Genomic DNA, 16,186 nt, shown 5'->3' with positions numbered 1-16,186 from the left:
GTGTTCAGCTTGCCCCACCACTCGCCCCGTGACCTGCCATTCACCCGCGGCCAGACCGCCATCCTGTTCGTCGACATGCAGAACGCCTGGGTCATTCCCGGCCGCGATGCGCATGTCGATCCGCAGACGCACCGCTACTTCTACGACCGCGTCGAGGCGAGCGTGATACCCAACCAGCAGCGCCTGCTGGCGGCCATGCGCGAAGTCGGCGGGGAAGTGCTGCACACCATCATCGAGAGCCTTACCGCCGATGGCCGCGACCGCTCGCTGGACCACAAGCTCTCCGACATGCACCTGCCCAAGGGCAGCCCGGACGCCCAGGTGATCGATGCCCTGGCGCCGCGGGAAAACGAGATCGTCCTGCCGAAGACATCCTCGGGCGTCTTCAACTCCACCGCCATCGACTACGTGCTGCGCAACCTCAATACCCGCCACCTGATCATCTGCGGCGTGGTCACCGACCAGTGCGTGGACATGGCCGTGCGCGACGCCGCCGACCGTGGCTACCTCGTCACCCTGGTGGAAGACGCCTGCGCCACCCACACCGCCGAACGCCACCAGGCCTGCCTGGAAGCGATCAAGGGTTACTGCTGGATCGCCGACACCGACAGCGTGCTGGCCCGCATCGCCGCGCTGGCCTGAGGCCGGGAGAACGTCATGAGTCAGAACAATAACAATCCCGCTCCGATGCGCCTGACCAGCTTCGTCACCACCGACCTCTGCGGCATCACCCGCGGCCGCTCGCTTCCCGAATCGGAAGTCGCCGAGCAACTGGCCACCGGCTGTGGCTGGGTGCCCGCCAACAGCGCGCTGACGCCACAGGACATCATTGCCGACGACAACCCCTGGGGCAGCCACGGCGACCTGCGCCTGCTGCCCGACCCGAGCAGCCGGGTGCGCCTGGAAAACGGCCCCGATTCCCAGGCCGCGCCGCTGGATTACCTGCATGGCGATCTGGTGACGACTACCGGCGCGCCGTGGCCGGTCTGCCCGCGTACGCTGCTGCGCGAAGAGATCGCCCGTTACCGCGAACTGGGCCTGCAGGTCACCGCCGCCTTCGAACACGAATTCAACCTGCTCGGCCTGCCGGACGAGCATGCCGCCGCCTTCTCCCTGCAGGCGCAGCGGCAGACCGGCAACTTCGGCGGTTGGCTGATGAGCGCGCTGGAGCAGATCGGCGCCGAGCCGGAAATGTTCCTGCCCGAGTACGGCCGCAACCAGTACGAGGTCACCTGCCGGCCGACCCAGGGCGTTGCTGCGGCGGACCGCGCGGTGAACGTCCGCGAAGTCACCCGCGAGATCGCCCGCCAGTTCGGCTGGCGCAGCAGCTTCACGCCGCTGCTGGCGCCCGGCGCCGTGACCAACGGCGTGCACCTGCACCTGAGCCTGCAACGCCTGGATGGCACTCCGGTGTTCTACGACGAGGCCGCGCCGACCAACCTGTCCACGCTCGCCGAACACTGGGCCGCCGGCGTGCTGCGCCACCTGCCGGCACTGTGCGCGCTGACCGCACCGACGGCGGTGTCCTACCTGCGGCTGAAACCGCACCACTGGAGCGCCGCCTATGCCTGCCTGGGCCTGCGCAACCGCGAAGCGGCGCTGCGCATCTGCCCGGTGGTGGAGATTGGCGGCAAGCCCAAGGCGCGTCAGTTCAACCTGGAATTCCGCCCTATGGACGCCACCGCCAGCCCGCACCTGGCCATGGCTGCGGTGCTGATCGCCGGGCGCCTGGGCATGCAGCAGGAGCTGCCGCTGTCGGCGGTCACCGATGTCGACCCGCACAGCCTCAGCGATGCGCAGCGCGAGGAGCTGGGCATCAAGTCCCTGCCCGGTTCGCTGGAGGAGGCCCAGCGCCTGCTGCTGGCCGATAGCGAACTCTGCGCGCAGCTGCCGCCGGCCCTGCTGCAGACCTACGTCGCCATGAAGCGCCAGGAACTGGCCCTGACCCGTGAACTCAGCGAAGAACAACTCTGTGAATCCTATGCAAAGTTCTACTGAATCCGGCCTTTACCGGCGCCCGCCGTTCGAGATCGTCAACCCGCAGGGCAAGAGCCCGGTGCTGCTGGTCTGCGAACACGCCAGCCGCTACATCCCCGAGGAGCTGGCGCAACTGGGCCTGGACGACACGGCGGCCGCCGAGCACATCGCCTGGGACATCGGCGCGCTGGACCTGGCCCGCGAGCTGTCGGCGCGCCTGGACGCCACGCTGCTGGTGGCCAACTACTCGCGCCTGCTGATCGACCTCAACCGGCCGCTGTCTGCTCCGGATGCGATTCCCGAGCACAGCGAGATCTACCCGATTCCCGGCAACTGCAACCTGAGCGCAGCGGCCCGGCAGGAGAGGGTGGCGCGCCTGTTCGAGCCGTTCCACCAACAACTGACCGCGCTGCTCGACGAGCGCCTGGCTGCTGGCCGGCCGACTCGTCTGGTGGGCGTGCACAGCTTCACTCCGAGCTATCGCGGCGAGCCTCGCCCGTGGGTCGCCGGGGTGCTCTACGCCAAGGCCGAAGCCTACGCCCAGCGCATGGTGGCGGGGCTGCGGGAGAGCGGCGAAGAGATCGGCGCCAACCAGCCCTATGTGATCGACCCGTTGGAGGACATGACCGTCCCGGTACATGGCGACGAACGCGGCGTGGACGCCGTGCTGATCGAAATCCGCAATGACGGACTGCGGACCCCGCAAGGGGTGGAAGCCTGGGCATTACGCCTGGCTCCCTGGCTCTGAGGACCCCAACCCGGCTGGCCCCGTTCGACTGGCCGGGCAGGTTCTGAAAACAACAACAATTCAGCGCATGAGCGCCGAACCCTTACAGCTGCCGTTCCCAGAGGAAGTGCCCCGTGGCTATCGAACAGTTCGGATACAAGCAACAACTCCGCCGCAGCCTGACGCTCGGCGACCTGGTGATCTACGGGATGATCTTCATGATCCCGATCGCGCCCTTCGGCGTTTACGGCTGGGTCCACGCGGACGCCCACGGCATGGTGCCGATGGCCTACCTGGTGGGCATGGTGGCGATGCTCTTCACCGCGCTGAGCTATGGCGCGATGTCCCGCGCGTTTCCCATCGCCGGCTCGGTGTACTCCTACGCCCAGCGCGGCATCCACCCCAACGTCGGCTTCATCGCCGGCTGGGTCCTGCTGCTGGACTACCTGCTGATCCCGCCGCTGCTCTACGTGTTCAGCGCGCTGGCGCTGAACCACCTGTTCCCGGCGATTCCCAAGCTGGTGTTCATGCTGATCTTCCTGGTGTCCGCCACGCTCATCAACCTGCGCGGCATCACCCTGGCGGCCCGCTTCAACCTGCTGTTCCTGATCGCCGAACTGGTGGTCCTGGCGATCTTCCTGGTCGTTGGTTACCAGGCGCTGCAGGGTGGCATGGGCAATGGCCGGCTGACCCTGGAACCGCTCCTGCAACCGGAGCATTTCAACCTCGGCCTGGTGATGAAGGCGGTGTCTATCGCGGTGCTGTCGTTCCTCGGTTTCGACGCGATTTCCACCCTCGCCGAAGAGGTCAAGGGCGACCCGGCCAAGCAGATCGGCCGCGCCTCGCTGATCGCGCTGTTCGTCATGGGTGCCATCTTCATCGTACAGACCTGGCTGGCCACCGACCTTGCCGCCGGCATGACCTTCAAGTCGGCGGACACCGCCTTCTACGAGATCGCCGAAGCGGCCGGCGGCAGCTGGCTGTCCACGCTGACCGCAGTGGCCACTGCGCTGGCCTGGGGCGTGACCGTGTCGATCACCTCGCAGGCTGCGGTTTCCCGTCTGCTGTACTCCATGGCCCGCGACGGCAAGTTGCCGCGCGTGCTGGCCAAGGTGCACCCGAAGTACCAGACCCCGCACATCAGCCTGTACCTGGTGGGTGTGCTGTCGCTGGGCATCGGCATCTACTTCCTCGACTCGCCGGACGCGCTCACCTCGCTGGTCAACTTCGGCGCGCTGACCGGCTTCTGCCTGCTGCACATCGCAGTGATCAACCATTACTTCATCCGCCAGAAGAGCGGCCGGGTACTGCGCCACCTGGTGTTCCCGCTGGTGGGGCTGGTGATCATCGCCTACGTGCTGTTCAGCATGAGCCGTGAAGCACAGGAGCTGGGGGTGGGCTGGATCGCCATCGGCCTGGTGTACCTCGCGGTGCTCAGCCGACGTGGCAACGGCAGCGAGCTGGCGCGGGAAATCTGACCGGGTGCGCCGTGCTGTCGCAGACGGCACGGCGCACTTTGACAGACGGCGGGGCGTGCCCCATAAAGATCCGGGTCGGTGGCGGGCAGTGTTTCCACCGACTGCTTTCGCCGGGGCAGGGAAGCCGGCACGACTGACCAATCATCGCGAAGCATCATGAGCAGGAAAGATCAGGACAGCCCCTTCACCCTGGACCGCATCGACGAGGAGATCATCCGCATCCTCCGTCACCAGGGCCGCATCACCTACGGCAAGCTGTCCGCCCTTGTGCACCTCACCCCGCGCCCCTGCCAGGAGCGCGTCCGCAAACTGGAGCGACACGGCATCATCCGTGGCTACGGCGCCGTCATCGACGAGCAGAAGATTTCCGCCGGGCTCTCGCTGCTGGTACTGGTCGCACTGTCGAACCAGAGCGGCCGAAGTGCGCAGAAGGCCTTCGAGGCCCGCGTCATCGCCTGCCCGGAAGTGCTGCACTGCCAGCTGATCAGCGGGACCTTCGACTACAGCGTGCGCATGCGCTGCCGGGACATGGAGCACTACCGCGCGCTGACCGAAACCTGGCTGAACGACGAGAGCCTGCACATCGACAAGCTGGTCGCCCATCCCGAGCTGACGACCATCAAGGAATCTGCCAGCTAGCCCTTCGGCGTCCCCTCCGGCGGCGCCAGTTCCTTGGGTTTTCCGCCTGCAATATCGGCCTGTCGAAGGCTGCTAGACGCACAGCCGAATCGGCTGTTGCCGCTCGCCAATACAGCCGGATCGGCCGGCGCGGGCCCGTATTACAGCCGGGATTTCACCACGACGAGTGGGAAAATCGTCTTGCCCCTCTCTGACGTGCAGACCTGTTCCAGGGCCTCTGCGACGTTGTTGTGCCCGCTGTTCGAGACACGGCGGAGGCGGGCTGCAGTCCAATCAGAAGACGCCAATCACAACAATCGGAGGTCCCACCATGACCCGCTTCGTCGACGTCCCCACGATGTCCCAACTGGTCCAGCAGATCGGTGTCGCCCGCTTCATCGGCGAACTCGCCGACACCATCGCTCAGGACTTCGTGCGCTGGGAGTCCTTCGACAAATCCGCCCGCGTCGCCAACCATTCCGAGATCGGTGTCATCGAACTGATGCCGGTGTCCGACACCGCCCGCTATGCCTTCAAGTACGTCAATGGCCACCCGCAGAACACCCAGCGCGGGCTGTTCACCGTCATGGCCTTCGGCGTGCTGGCCGATGTCGAGACGGGTTATCCGGTGCTGCTCTCCGAGCTGACCGTGGCCACAGCGCTGCGCACCTGCGCTACCTCGCTGATGGCCGCCCGCGCACTGGCGCGTCCGAACTCGCGACGCATGGCGCTGATCGGCAACGGCGCGCAGAGCGAGTTCCAGGCGCTGGCCTTCCACCACCACCTGGGCATTGAGGAAATCGCCGTCTACGACATCGATCCGCAGGCCACTGAAAAACTGATCCGCAACCTGTCGGATTTCCCCAACCTGAAGATCATCCGCGCCGGCTCCACCGCCGAAGCGGTGCGCGGCGCCGACATCGTCACCACGGTAACCGCCGACAAGGCCTACGCGACCATCCTCACCCCGGAAATGATCGAGCCGGGCATGCACATCAATGGCGTGGGCGGTGACTGCCCGGGCAAGACCGAGCTGCACGCCGACGTCCTGCGCGCCGGCAAGGTGTTCGTCGAGTACGAGCCGCAGTCGCGCGTCGAGGGCGAGATCCAGCAGATGCCGGCGGACTTCCCGGTAACCGACCTGTGGCGGGTGCTGGCCGGCCAGGTCGGCGGGCGTGACAGCGCCGAGCAGGTGACCATCTTCGACTCGGTCGGCTTCGCGCTCGAAGACTACTCGGCACTGCGCTACGTGAACGAACAGGCCAGCCGCTTGGACCTCGGCGAGCGCATCGACCTGGTGCCGTGGAGCGAGGACGAGGACAACGATCCCAAGGACCTGTTCCGCTACACCCGCTCCGGCAAGGCGCGCAAAGGGCTGCGCCGCATCGCCTGACGCTCAGCGCGCCTCTTCGGGAATCGCCAGCGGCGGTCGGCTGAGGTCGCTGGCGCTCTGCGTGGTGGCGGCGACACGGGCCTTGAGCCATTGGCTGAAGGCCTTCACCACCGGGCGCTCGGCCTTCACCGGGTCGGTCACCAGGAAATAGCCCCGGCTGGACTGGATGGTGATGTCGAACGGGCGCACCAGCAGGCCGCGCGCCAGGGCATCGCCACTGAGCAGGTTGTCGCCGATGGCCACGCCCTGGGCGGCAATGCAGGCGGCGATGGTGCAGGGCGCGTCGGCGAACAGCACGCCGGAGCGGTGGTCGATGGCGCTCGCGCCCACGGCGCCCAGCCACAGGCGCCAATCGGCGAAATCGTTCATGTGCAGCAGCGTGTAGTGGGCCAGGTCCGCCGGCTGCGTGAGGCCGCCGCGCGAGTGGATCAGGCGCGGGCTGCACACCGGGAAGAAGTGCAGGGCCACCAGTTGCTCCACCGTCTGGTTCGGCCAGTCGCCGCTGCCGTAGGCGATGAACAGGTCGGCATCGCTGGCGCTGGTGTCCTGCGGCACGCGCGGCGTCACCACGTGCAACTGCACCTGCGGGTATTGCGCGAGGAAATCCCCCAGGTGCTGGCATAGCCAGTAGGTGGCGAAGCCGGGGTTGCAACTCACGCACAGCGGCCCGCTGACCTGCTGCTCGTCGAAGCTGCTGCCGGCCAGTTGCACCTCCGCGAGGATGCGCTGCACGTCGCGCGCATACCTCTCGCCCCGATAGGTCAGGCGGATGCCGCGCCCGGTGCGCTCGGTCAGGGCGAAGCCCAGGCGTTCCTCCAGCGTGGCGATGCGGTGGCTGACCGCGCTGCGGGTGAGGTTCAGCTCCGTGGCGGCGGCGGACACGCTGCCCAGCCGGGCCACGGCATCCAGCGCGCGCAGGGCGGTCATCGAAGGAAAGTGCATGGGCGGTCCAATTCTCGATTGGTGAAACTATCCGGACATGGGATGGCGAAATCCTGCGCTTGTTGCAAATTCCGCTTCACCAATACTAGGCCACACGACAACAACAACAGGCAACGATGAGGAAGCCGCCATGTCGAAATTCAAGGCCTACGTCCAGCAGTGGATCGACGAGCACCGCCAGCAGCTGTCCGACTGGCACCAGGTGATCTGGCATTTCGCCGAGCCGGCCTTCCGCGAGTACAAGTCCTGCGCCTGGTACGTGGAATTGCTGCGCCGCGAAGGCTTCACGGTGGAAGAGGGCAGTGGCGGCATGCCCACCGCCTTCGTCGCCACCTTCAGCAACGGCGAAGGGCCCATCCTCGCCACCTACGCCGAATACGACGCGGTGCCGGGCAATTGCCAGGCGGCGGCGACCAAGCCGATGCCGCGCGAGGGCCTGTCGAAGTACGCGCCCGGCCATACCGACCCGCACTCCGCGCTGGGCATCAGCGCCCTGGGCGGCGTGCTGGCGGCCAAGGCGGCGATGCTGGAATTCGGCATCGCCGGCACCATCAGGTTCTTCGGCGAGCCAGCGGAAAAGCTGCGCGCCTCCAAGCCCGTGCACGCCGCCAAGGGCTACTATGACGACCTCGACGCCGCCGTCAGCTTCCACCCCACCTACATGCTGCCGCTGAACAACACCACCACCTGGGACACGCACTGCGGCATCGCCTATTCGTACATCTACACCTTCACCTGCGAAGACCCGCAGAACTGGATTGCCGCCGACCGCTACAGCCCGATCCCGCAGAACCACCTCGCGGCTCGCGCGCCGGGCGCCAACGATGCGCTGGTGCACTTCTACACGCTGAACGAAAGCCTGCGCCGCTCGACGTTGCCGTTTACCGGGCTGTGGAGCTTCAACGAGGCGATCCTCACCGCCGGCCAGGCCACCGCCGACAATCTGCCGCCGCACATCTCGCAGATCCAGTACCTGCTGCGTTGCGACTCCATCGAGCAGGCCGAAACCATCTCCACGGTGATGGACAACAACGCCGCCGCCGCGGCCATGGCCACCGGCTGCCAGTGGAAGAAGACCTGGGTCTGCAAATCCCGCGGCGGGCTGGCCAACCACGTACTGGCGCAGGCCTGCTACGACAACCTCGCCGCCATCGGCGCGCCGACCTGGGGCGAAAAGGCCATCGCCGTGGCGCGGGAAATCCAGGCGAACCTCGGCCTCGACCCGATGGACGAGCCCTTCCTGCCAGCTACCCAGGCGCTGATCGAGCCCCAGGAATGCGAGCGGCAGATGCGCCTGCAGATGCCGGCGTGGCAGAAGTACCTGACCTCCGACGATTACCCCGAATACACCTGGCACTGCCCGACCGTGCGCCTCTACGTGGCCCGGCCGATGCTCAGTGCGCCGGCGGGCTTCACCTATCCGGACTGGGTATCCAACGCCCTGGGCGGCATCCGCGAGACCATCGACCCGATGATCGACGTGGCGTCGAAGACCATCGGCAGCACACTGATCGAGCTGTTCACCGATGCCGATCTGCTGGCCGAGGCGACCCGCGAGTTCAACCAGCGTACCGGCGGCGGCATCGGTGGCGAGCAGTGGCAGGCGCCGTTGCTGCCGAAGGACTTCAAGGTCCCGCACCGCTTCCGTTGGCCGGAATACATCCGCACGGTGCGCGGCGAGGAGTGGTGGATTCCGGCGCGGGAGGACGAGTGATCAGCGCCGACCCGATCTCCCAAACCTGACGGGAAACGCGGCCGCAGGATGGCTTTTTGTAGGAGCGAGCTTGCTCGCGAACCGCGCTCCACCCAAGCGTCGGTGTGAGCGCCAGATTGTTCGCGAGCAAGCTCGCTCCTACAGGGACTTCGCCGAGATATGAGCGGGTTTGAACCAGCGCACGAGCACCGCCCGCATCTCCACGGTGCACGAGTTCCGTAGGGCGCATAACGCGCCAGCGTTATCCGTCGTTATGGCATCGGCGCATAACCCGTTCCGGGTTATGCGCCCTACGCGGTTGTAATTTGGCGCGAGTGGGGTTCAGTTCGCGAGCAAGTTCGCTCCTGCAATTGAATCCGAGCCCAACCTGTAGGAGCGAGCTTGCTCGCGAACAGCGCCTATCGGGTGCGCTTGAACCAACGCACCAGCGCCGCGCCGAACGCCACGGCGCGCGACCGCGACGGACAACCCGGCGACGAAAGCAGTTGTGGCAACAGGAAGCCCACCTCCGCCTCGCTGGGCCCGCAGAAACCGGTTTCGGCCGATTCGGCGAACTCCGCGTCCCAATGCGGAAAGCGCGCGCTCCCACCCTCGAATGAATCCAGTGTGTTCATGATCGATTCGCCTCCCTAGAGGTCCAGCACCAGCGGTTGCACGCCGCTCTCGTCCTGCGCCGGGATGGCGCAGCAGATCAGTGCGCTGCCGGCTTCGGGCAGTTCCGCCGGCGGGTTGGGGTAGTGCACCTGGCCGCTAACGATCTTCGTCCGGCAGGTCCCGCAGGAGCCGCCCCGGCAGCTGAAGTCGGGTGAAAGTCCGCGCGCTTCGGCCAGCTCCAGCAGCGTGCCGCTGTCGGGTTTCCAGCGGGCCTCCTTGGCCGAGCCGGCGAAGTACACCGGCACCGGCTCGGTGGCGGCCGGCGGCTGCACCAGCGCGGGTGCCTGACCGTCGCCCCGGCGCTTGAGCGTCGAGGGGCCGAAGGTCTCGGCGTAGATGCGCGCGTCGGCGATGTTCAGCCCGCGCAGGCCATCGTAGATCGCCTGGGTGAATTCGCCGGGGCCGCAGACATAGAAGTCGTAATCGTCCAGCGGCAGCCGGGCCTTGATCGCCTCGATATCCAGGCGCCCGGCCTGCTCGAAGTCGCGGCCGAACACGGCTTCCGGTTCGGGGCGGCTGAGCGCGCGATGGACTTGCAGTTGCGGCGCGCGCTGGCGCAGTTCGGCGATTTCCCGCTGGAACGGTAATTGGCCCAGCGTCCGCGCGGACTGGAACAGATGCACGCGCCGCGCCGGGCCCGCCGCCAGTTCGCGCAGCATCGAGAGCAGCGGGGTGATGCCCACGCCCGCGCCGATCAGCACGACCGGGCGCGCGCTGTCGCCCTTCAGGGTGAAGCTGCCCATGGGCGCGCGGACCTGCAGGCGGTCGCCCAGCCGAACCTGCTCATGCAGGTGACGCGAGGCCGGGCCCTGGGCCTTCACGCTGATGCGCAGCTCGCCGTCCGACGGCGCGCTGGACAGGCTATAGGTGCGGATCAGTGCCTGTTCGCCAATTGCCAGGCGTACGGGCAGGTGCTGGCCCGGCGCGAAATTCACGGCGATGCCGGCCGGCGGTTGCAGGTAGAACGAGCGAATGTCCTCGCTTTCCTGCTCCACGCGCAGCACCTGCCAGTCCTGCCACTGCTGGCGCTGCTCGCGTTCCTGCAGCTTGGCGTCGGCCTCGGCCCAGGTGCCGGTCATCAGGCTGGTGGGCGAGTACTCGCGGAAGCTCCAGCGCAGCGCCAGGGCGCTGCGGCGCAGCACGGCGTGTTCTACGTCCAGCGTCCACAGGCGCTCGGCGCCTTCGAAGGCGGCCAGCAGCGGGCTGTCGAAGAGGATTTCGCTGCGGCCATGGACCTGCAGCACGTCGCCGCTGGCGAAATCGACGAAGAGCAGCCCGGCCTGCGGGTTGGCCTGCAGGTTGCCCAGGGTGTTGAAGTGCAGGTTGCCGGCATAGTCGGGGATGGTCAGGCGGCTGCCCTCGACCCGGACGAAGCCGGGGCGGCCGCCGCGGTGGGAGACGTCCACCGAGCGCTCGCCATCCTCATGCTGCACGTAACTGGCGACGAAGAAGGTGTCGGCGTTGCGGACGATGGCGGCCAGCTCCTCGTTCAGCACGACGAAGTCCTCGCGCGGGGCACGCTGGCTGTAGCGCTGCTCGTCGCGGCTCCAGTCGCGTTTCTGGATGTACTGCGGGCAGTTGCCGAAAGAGTGCTCGACGGCCACCGTCAGCAGGCCGCCGTCGACCTCGCGGAGGACGCCATTCATGCGGTTGCGCCGCCGGGTGTGCAGCTCGATGCCCAGCAGGCCGATCGCCTTCCCGGCCTGCAGGCCGCTGGCGGCGGGGTCCTGGTCGTCGGGGGCGCTGTCGAGCTGCAGGCTTTTCGGATCGGGCGAGGTGATAAAGCCTTCCGCGCCTTCGAGCAGGGTCGCCCAGGGCCGGCCCTGGTCATCCACGGCGCCGACGATGATGAACGGCAACTGGTGGTAGAACTCGCGGTGCTGGTCGGGCATGTAGTCGCGGATGACTTTCTGGCCGTGCACCTCCATGCGTTCGGCCACGCCGACACGCTCCTGGATTGCCTTCTCGCCGGCGTGCCAGGGGGAGCTGCGGTGTTTGGGCAACTGGAACATGACGGGCACCTCGCAGAAGGTGCCGCCGGGTCAGCCCGGCGGCGAGGGTTGCATCAGGCTTGCAGGCCGATGGCGGTGCGCTGCATCGGCACGAAGTGCGGCAGGGCTTCCACGCGGGCCAGCCAGGCGCGCAGGTTCGGGTACTCCTGCAGGGACACATTGCCCTCCGGCGCGTGGGAGATGTAGGAGTAGTTGGACACGTCGGCGATGGTCGCCTCGTTGCCGGCCAGGAACGGTGTTCTGGCCAGTTCCAGCTCCATCACCTGGAACAGCGCGTGGGCACGGGTGATGACTTCCTGGGCGTTGAAGGCCGCGCCGAACACGGTGACCAGCCGTGCGGCGGCGGGGCCGAACGCCACCTGCCCGGCAGCTACCGACAGCCAGCGCTGCACGCGGGCGGCGCCCAACGGGTCTTCCGGCAGCCAGCGGCCGTTGCCGTATTTTTTCGCCAGGTAGACGAGGATGGCGTTGGAGTCGGCGACGATGACGCCTTCGTCATCGATCACCGGCACCTGGCCGAAGCTGTTCAGGGCGAGGAAGTCCGGGTGCTTGTGCGCGCCCTTGGCAAGGTCGACATCGATCAGTTCGACGGGCAGTTGCAGCAGCGAGAGCATCAGCTCGATGCGATGGGCGTGGCCGGACAGCGGATGGCGGAAGAGCTTGATGGTGTGGGACATGAGGGTGACTCCTTGGCTTGTGTGGGTAGGCAGCGCGAGTCGGTCGGTGGCGGGTTGCTCGAGCTGATGGGTGAATGCTGCGCTCGACGGCCGGCGCGCAGAATCCCCAGGGCGGACAATCCAGCGTTTCAGAATGCGGAAGAATGGGCGCAGGGCTGCCAGTGGGTGCAGCCGTTACCCTGGGTCCGCAGCGGCGATGTTCGCGAGCAAGCTCGCACCTACAGAGAAGCTCGGGAGTTGACCTGTAGGAGCGAGCTTGCTCGCGAACCGCCCAGAGCGCAGAGGGGGGAATGGGACGCACGTGGACACTGCGTGATTCAGCCGCGCAGCGCCGGGTGCGCCCGCAGGCGCGGGACAGCGAAGTCGAGGAAGGTGCGCACGCGCGCCGCCGCGCGGCGGCCTTCGCGGTAGATCAGCTGCACCGGCAGGTCGGGCGCGGCATAGTCCTGCAGCACGACCTGCAGCTGTCCGCTGCTCAGTTCGGCATGCGCCTCGTGGCTCATGCAGCGGGTCAGCCCGAGCCCGAGGCTGGCGGCGCGGATCGCCGCGGGGATGGTGCTGCAGGCGAGCCGTGGGGCCAGGCGCACCGAGCGCGCCGCGCCCTGGTGGCGAAAGCGCCACTCGCTGATCGCTCCCAGGCTGCCGGGAACGATGATGTGGTGCGCCTTGAGGTCTTCCGGCGCTTGCGGCACGCCCTGGCGCGCGAGGTATCCAGGCGATGCGCAGATCACCGGTCGCACCGTGCCCACCGGCAGGGCGAAGCCGGAGGAGTCGGGCAGGGCGCCTATCACCAGGGCGACGTCGATGCCGTCTTCCAGCAGGCGCGGCAGGTCTTCCCGGTGCCGGCTGACCAGGCGCACTTCAGGAAAGGCGGCCAGGTAGTCCAGCGCGATGGGGGCGAAGATACGGTCGGCCATCAGCAACGGCAGGGAGAGGTTCAACTGCCCGGCCGGATGCGCCTGCAGGCCGCCGAGCGAGCCCTCTGTGTCCTCGATGTCCTGGAAAATCTGCCGGCAACTGGCTGCGAACGCTTCGCCACGCGGGCTCAACTCGATTCCCCGCGGGCCACGCAGCAGCAGCTCGCACTGCAGGCGCGACTCCAGCGCGGCAATCAGGCGCGTCACCGTTGCACTGGATAGCTGCAACCGGCGAGCGCCCGCAGCGAGGCTGCCGGAGCGCGCCACGGCGTCGAACGCCTGCATTTCCCGGTAGCGACTCACGGCTTCGCCGCTTGCAGCGCCGGGTTGGCGCGCAGCCGCGCGGCGCAGTGGTCGACGAAGCTGCGGACCTTCGCCGGCAATCGCGCGCCGTCCTGGTAGAGCAGGTGGATGGGCAGCGGCGCGGTGGCGAACGCATCGAGGACGATCTCCAGCTCGCCGCGTGCCACGGCCTCGGCGGCCTGGTACGAAAGCACGCGGGTGTAGCCTGCGCCCAGGCGCACGGCGTGGATGGCGGCGTTGTTCGAACTGACCACGAAGCGCGACGGTGGGCGCAGGGTCAGCGGTCCGTCCGCGGTGACGAACTGCCAGTCGGTGAGCAGCACGCTGGTGGCAGCCATCACCACCGGTGCATCGACCAGTTCGCTGGGGTGCTGCGGCCGGCCGTGGCGGTCGAGGAAGGCAGGGGAGGCGCAGACCACCGGGCGGATTTCGCCGACCCGCAATGCGGTCAGGTTGCCCTCGGGCAACTGGCCGATGCGCACGGCGACATCGATACCCTCGTCGAGCATGTTCACCACGCGGTCCACCAGCAGTGCGTTGACCGTCACCTCGGCGTGGGTGTCCAGGTAGCTGGCGACCAGCGGGATCAGGTACAGCTCGCCGAACAGCACCGGGGCGGTCACCGTCAGGTTGCCGCGCGGGCGCAGGGCGCTGCCGGAGGCCAGCTCCTCGGCATCCTCCAGTTCCTGCAGGATGCGCCGGCAGTCCTCGACATAGCGCTGGCCGGCCTCGGTCAGCCGCACGCTGCGCGTACTGCGGGCCAGCAGCAGGGTGCCCAGGCGCTTCTCCAGCGCGGCGATGGCGCGGGTCACGCTGGGCGGCGAAAGGCCCAGTTGCCTGGCGCCGGCGGCAAGGCTGCCGGCTTCGGCCACGGCCAGCAGCACTGTCATTTCCTGAAACCTGTCCATGGATCACCGTTGTGGCCTTGAGCGGGTCGCCAGACTGTAGAGGGAAGCGGCGCGGGATTGAAGTGCCGGTGGCCTGCGGGCGACATCGGCGTGCTTGCCAGCGCCGCCTGGCTTGACCGCGCCCCGGCCGCTCCGGCACAAGCGCTGGAGGCGCCCGCAGCGAGGCGCCACCGCCTGCGAGCCTTCCCCCATGACCAGCAAGACCACGGCCACTGCGCTGGCCGCTACCAGCAACCCACGCCTGGGTATCGGCCTGTGCCTGCTGTCGATGCTCATCTTTGCCTGCCAGGACGGCATCACCAAGGTGCTCGTCCGCCACCTGCCGGTGAGCGAACTGGTGATGGTGCGCTACTGGGTTTTCGTGCTGTTCGCGCTCATCGTCTGTCGTTCGCAGGGCGGCGTGCGCCAGGCTGCCCGCAGTGCCAGCCCCTGGCAGCAGGTGGTGCGCGCGTTGCTGGGCGTGGGCGAGATCGCGCTGTTCGGCCTGGCCCTGCGCTACCTCGGTCTGGCCGAGACCCACGCGCTCTACGCGGTCTTTCCGCTGCTGACGCTGGGCCTGGCGCGGTTGCTGCTCGGCGAGCGGCTGGTCGGCCGGCAATGGCTGGCGGCGGCTGTCGGGTTCGGCGGCACGCTGCTGATCCTGCGCCCCGGCATGGGCGTGTTCGAGCCGGCGGCGCTGATTCCGCTGGCGGCGGCGCTGACCTTTGCCTTCTTCAACATCCTCTCGCGGCGTATCAGCCAGACCGACTCCTTTGCCACCACCACGCTGTACATGGCGGTTGCCGGAGCGCTGTCGGTAAGCGCGGTTGGCCTGCCGGCCTGGGTCACGCCAACGCCTCACGAAGCCATGCTGATGTCGATCGTCGCCGTCTCCGGTGTCGTCGCGCAGTTGCTGCTGATCCAGGCGCTGAAGTACGCCCAGGCTTCGACGCTGCAGCCGTTCAACTATTCGCTGCTGGCCTTCGCCACGCTGATCGGCCTCATCGTCTTCGGCGAGGCGCCGACCGCCTGGACGATCACCGGTGCACTGCTGATCCTGCTCGCGGGGTTGTTTTCGATCAGGCCGGCGGCCTAGTTCCGAGGCGGTGGACCAGCCCGAGCCTGGCGCACAAATGACAAGGCCGTATCGAGGGATACGGCCTTTTCTGTGCTGCCCGCGGATCAATCAGGCGTCAGGCGTCAGGCTTCCTGGGCTTGGCGAGGGTGAATTCGGCGCGCTTGTAGGGCTCGGTCCGGCCATGCTTGCCCGCAGGGATTTCCTGGATCTCGCCGCCTTTTGAAAGAAATGCTGAGATTTTCTTATCCAGCTCCGATCGTTTGCTTTTCGTCTCTGACTCGGACATTCGGTCACCTGAGGTGATGAGCCACCTGGCTGGCGGCTAGCGGACACTATACCCACCTCGACCGGTGAATACCGACCGCCCGGCCGATTTAAGCATTTTCATGCGAAATCGCTACTTATTCGCTGCCAAATCTGTATGCTGGACCTCTGCCTGCTCGGTTTAGCGGCACCGTCCGATGTTTTGTCTTCTTGATTCTCCATCTCTGCGGCCCCCTCTTCACTTCGCATACAGTCACGCCAGGCATGTCGCATGGCCTGATTTCCTTTTGATTGGAGATTCATCATGGCAACTCGCCAAACCGGTACCGTTAAATGGTTCAACGCCGAGAAGGGCTTCGGTTTCATCACCCCGGAAAGCGGCGCGGACGTCTTCGTCCATTTCCGTGCCATCGAAGGCACCGGCTATAAGTCGCTCGACGAAGGCCAGGTCGTGACCTTCAACGTCACTGCCGGCGCCAAAGGCCCGCAGGCCGAGCAAGTGCAAGTGATCTGACCGATCGCTCGCTGAAAAAGCCCCGCTGATG

16 protein-coding genes are annotated in these 16,186 nt (G+C 67.1%); 9 read left to right on the top strand and 7 right to left on the bottom strand.

From position 1 onward, the window contains the following. The 6 genes from RS899_RS13990 (at position 1) to RS899_RS13965 (ending at position 6,193) form a co-directional block, all read left to right on the top strand. Positions 1–642: an isochorismatase family cysteine hydrolase gene (locus tag RS899_RS13990; RefSeq protein ID WP_315810262.1), complete on the top strand. Its 642-nt coding sequence runs from the start codon at positions 1–3 to the stop codon at positions 640–642. 15 nt (positions 643–657) lie between these two features. Further along, entirely contained in the window at positions 658–1,998 is a 1,341-nt protein-coding gene (locus tag RS899_RS13985; protein WP_054908577.1) for a glutamine synthetase family protein, read from the top strand. Beyond that, a complete protein-coding gene (locus tag RS899_RS13980) occupies positions 1,982–2,725 on the top strand; it encodes an N-formylglutamate amidohydrolase (protein WP_315810261.1) in 744 nt (247 codons plus the stop codon). Before RS899_RS13985 ends, RS899_RS13980 begins: the two co-directional genes overlap by 17 nt. A gap of 113 nt (positions 2,726–2,838) precedes the next feature. Further along, positions 2,839–4,182 carry an APC family permease gene (locus tag RS899_RS13975; protein ID WP_315810260.1) on the top strand — a complete coding sequence of 448 codons (1,344 nt, stop codon included), beginning with the start codon at positions 2,839–2,841 and terminating at the stop codon, positions 4,180–4,182. Between the two features lie 156 nt (positions 4,183–4,338). Beyond that, a complete protein-coding gene (locus RS899_RS13970; RefSeq protein WP_024763763.1) occupies positions 4,339–4,821 on the top strand; it encodes an Lrp/AsnC family transcriptional regulator in 483 nt (160 codons plus the stop codon). A gap of 310 nt (positions 4,822–5,131) precedes the next feature. Beyond that, entirely contained in the window at positions 5,132–6,193 is a 1,062-nt protein-coding gene (locus RS899_RS13965) for an ornithine cyclodeaminase (RefSeq protein ID WP_054908580.1), read from the top strand. A gap of 3 nt (positions 6,194–6,196) precedes the next feature. Here the strand turns inward: RS899_RS13965 and RS899_RS13960 are convergent, their stop codons facing one another. Then, positions 6,197–7,135 (bottom strand): LysR substrate-binding domain-containing protein, encoded by a 939-nt coding sequence (locus RS899_RS13960; RefSeq protein WP_038803648.1) that lies wholly within the window; start codon positions 7,133–7,135, stop codon positions 6,197–6,199. 130 nt (positions 7,136–7,265) lie between these two features. Here RS899_RS13960 and RS899_RS13955 point away from each other — a divergent pair, with 130 nt between their 5' ends. Next, complete coding sequence (locus RS899_RS13955; protein ID WP_315810259.1) at positions 7,266–8,849, top strand: amidohydrolase; 1,584 nt, start codon at positions 7,266–7,268, stop codon at positions 8,847–8,849. A 398-nt stretch (positions 8,850–9,247) separates the two neighbouring features. On the opposite strand, the gene RS899_RS13950 is transcribed toward RS899_RS13955, so the two are convergent. From RS899_RS13950 to RS899_RS13930, 5 genes are all read right to left on the bottom strand, one after another. Further along, positions 9,248–9,463: a hypothetical protein gene (locus tag RS899_RS13950; protein WP_315810258.1), complete on the bottom strand. Its 216-nt coding sequence runs from the start codon at positions 9,461–9,463 to the stop codon at positions 9,248–9,250. Positions 9,464–9,478: 15 nt separating this feature from the next. Further along, on the bottom strand, positions 9,479–11,515 hold the full coding sequence (locus tag RS899_RS13945; RefSeq protein WP_315810257.1) for a pyridoxamine 5'-phosphate oxidase family protein: 2,037 nt from the start codon (positions 11,513–11,515) through the stop codon (positions 9,479–9,481). Positions 11,516–11,568: 53 nt separating this feature from the next. After that, complete coding sequence (locus RS899_RS13940; protein ID WP_054908584.1) at positions 11,569–12,192, bottom strand: glutathione S-transferase family protein; 624 nt, start codon at positions 12,190–12,192, stop codon at positions 11,569–11,571. A gap of 317 nt (positions 12,193–12,509) precedes the next feature. Continuing rightward, a complete protein-coding gene (locus RS899_RS13935; protein ID WP_315810256.1) occupies positions 12,510–13,412 on the bottom strand; it encodes a LysR family transcriptional regulator in 903 nt (300 codons plus the stop codon). Then, positions 13,409–14,320 carry a LysR family transcriptional regulator gene (locus tag RS899_RS13930; RefSeq protein WP_315810255.1) on the bottom strand — a complete coding sequence of 304 codons (912 nt, stop codon included), beginning with the start codon at positions 14,318–14,320 and terminating at the stop codon, positions 13,409–13,411. The genes RS899_RS13935 and RS899_RS13930 overlap by 4 nt, the downstream gene beginning before the upstream one ends. Positions 14,321–14,510: 190 nt before the next feature. Between RS899_RS13930 and RS899_RS13925 the strand changes: the two genes are divergently transcribed. Then, entirely contained in the window at positions 14,511–15,395 is an 885-nt protein-coding gene (locus RS899_RS13925; protein WP_315810254.1) for a DMT family transporter, read from the top strand. Between the two features lie 97 nt (positions 15,396–15,492). On the opposite strand, the gene RS899_RS13920 is transcribed toward RS899_RS13925, so the two are convergent. Further along, entirely contained in the window at positions 15,493–15,663 is a 171-nt protein-coding gene (locus RS899_RS13920) for a hypothetical protein (protein WP_164488274.1), read from the bottom strand. Between the two features lie 282 nt (positions 15,664–15,945). On the opposite strand from RS899_RS13920, the gene RS899_RS13915 reads away from it, so the two are divergent. Next, positions 15,946–16,155: a cold-shock protein gene (locus RS899_RS13915; protein WP_024763772.1), complete on the top strand. Its 210-nt coding sequence runs from the start codon at positions 15,946–15,948 to the stop codon at positions 16,153–16,155. The last annotated feature ends 31 nt before the right edge of the window (positions 16,156–16,186 follow it).

It is taken from the genome of Pseudomonas sp. C9-3 (assembly GCF_032392015.1).
Classification (GTDB): Bacteria; Pseudomonadota; Gammaproteobacteria; order Pseudomonadales; family Pseudomonadaceae; genus Pseudomonas; species Pseudomonas nitroreducens.
This window is presented reverse-complemented; position numbering and strand designations above follow the sequence as displayed.

Coding starts and splice junctions, on each gene's coding strand:
- RS899_RS13985 (WP_054908577.1), top strand. CDS start 658: ATGAGTCAGAACAATAACAATCCCGCTCCGATGCGCCTGACCAGCTTC.
- RS899_RS13980 (WP_315810261.1), top strand. CDS start 1,982: ATGCAAAGTTCTACTGAATCCGGCCTTTACCGGCGCCCGCCGTTCGAG.
- RS899_RS13970 (WP_024763763.1), top strand. CDS start 4,339: ATGAGCAGGAAAGATCAGGACAGCCCCTTCACCCTGGACCGCATCGAC.
- RS899_RS13965 (WP_054908580.1), top strand. CDS start 5,132: ATGACCCGCTTCGTCGACGTCCCCACGATGTCCCAACTGGTCCAGCAG.
- RS899_RS13960 (WP_038803648.1), bottom strand. CDS start 7,135: ATGCACTTTCCTTCGATGACCGCCCTGCGCGCGCTGGATGCCGTGGCC.
- RS899_RS13955 (WP_315810259.1), top strand. CDS start 7,266: ATGTCGAAATTCAAGGCCTACGTCCAGCAGTGGATCGACGAGCACCGC.
- RS899_RS13950 (WP_315810258.1), bottom strand. CDS start 9,463: ATGAACACACTGGATTCATTCGAGGGTGGGAGCGCGCGCTTTCCGCAT.
- RS899_RS13945 (WP_315810257.1), bottom strand. CDS start 11,515: ATGTTCCAGTTGCCCAAACACCGCAGCTCCCCCTGGCACGCCGGCGAG.
- RS899_RS13940 (WP_054908584.1), bottom strand. CDS start 12,192: ATGTCCCACACCATCAAGCTCTTCCGCCATCCGCTGTCCGGCCACGCC.
- RS899_RS13930 (WP_315810255.1), bottom strand. CDS start 14,320: ATGGACAGGTTTCAGGAAATGACAGTGCTGCTGGCCGTGGCCGAAGCC.
- RS899_RS13925 (WP_315810254.1), top strand. CDS start 14,511: ATGACCAGCAAGACCACGGCCACTGCGCTGGCCGCTACCAGCAACCCA.
- RS899_RS13920 (WP_164488274.1), bottom strand. CDS start 15,663: ATGTCCGAGTCAGAGACGAAAAGCAAACGATCGGAGCTGGATAAGAAA.
- RS899_RS13915 (WP_024763772.1), top strand. CDS start 15,946: ATGGCAACTCGCCAAACCGGTACCGTTAAATGGTTCAACGCCGAGAAG.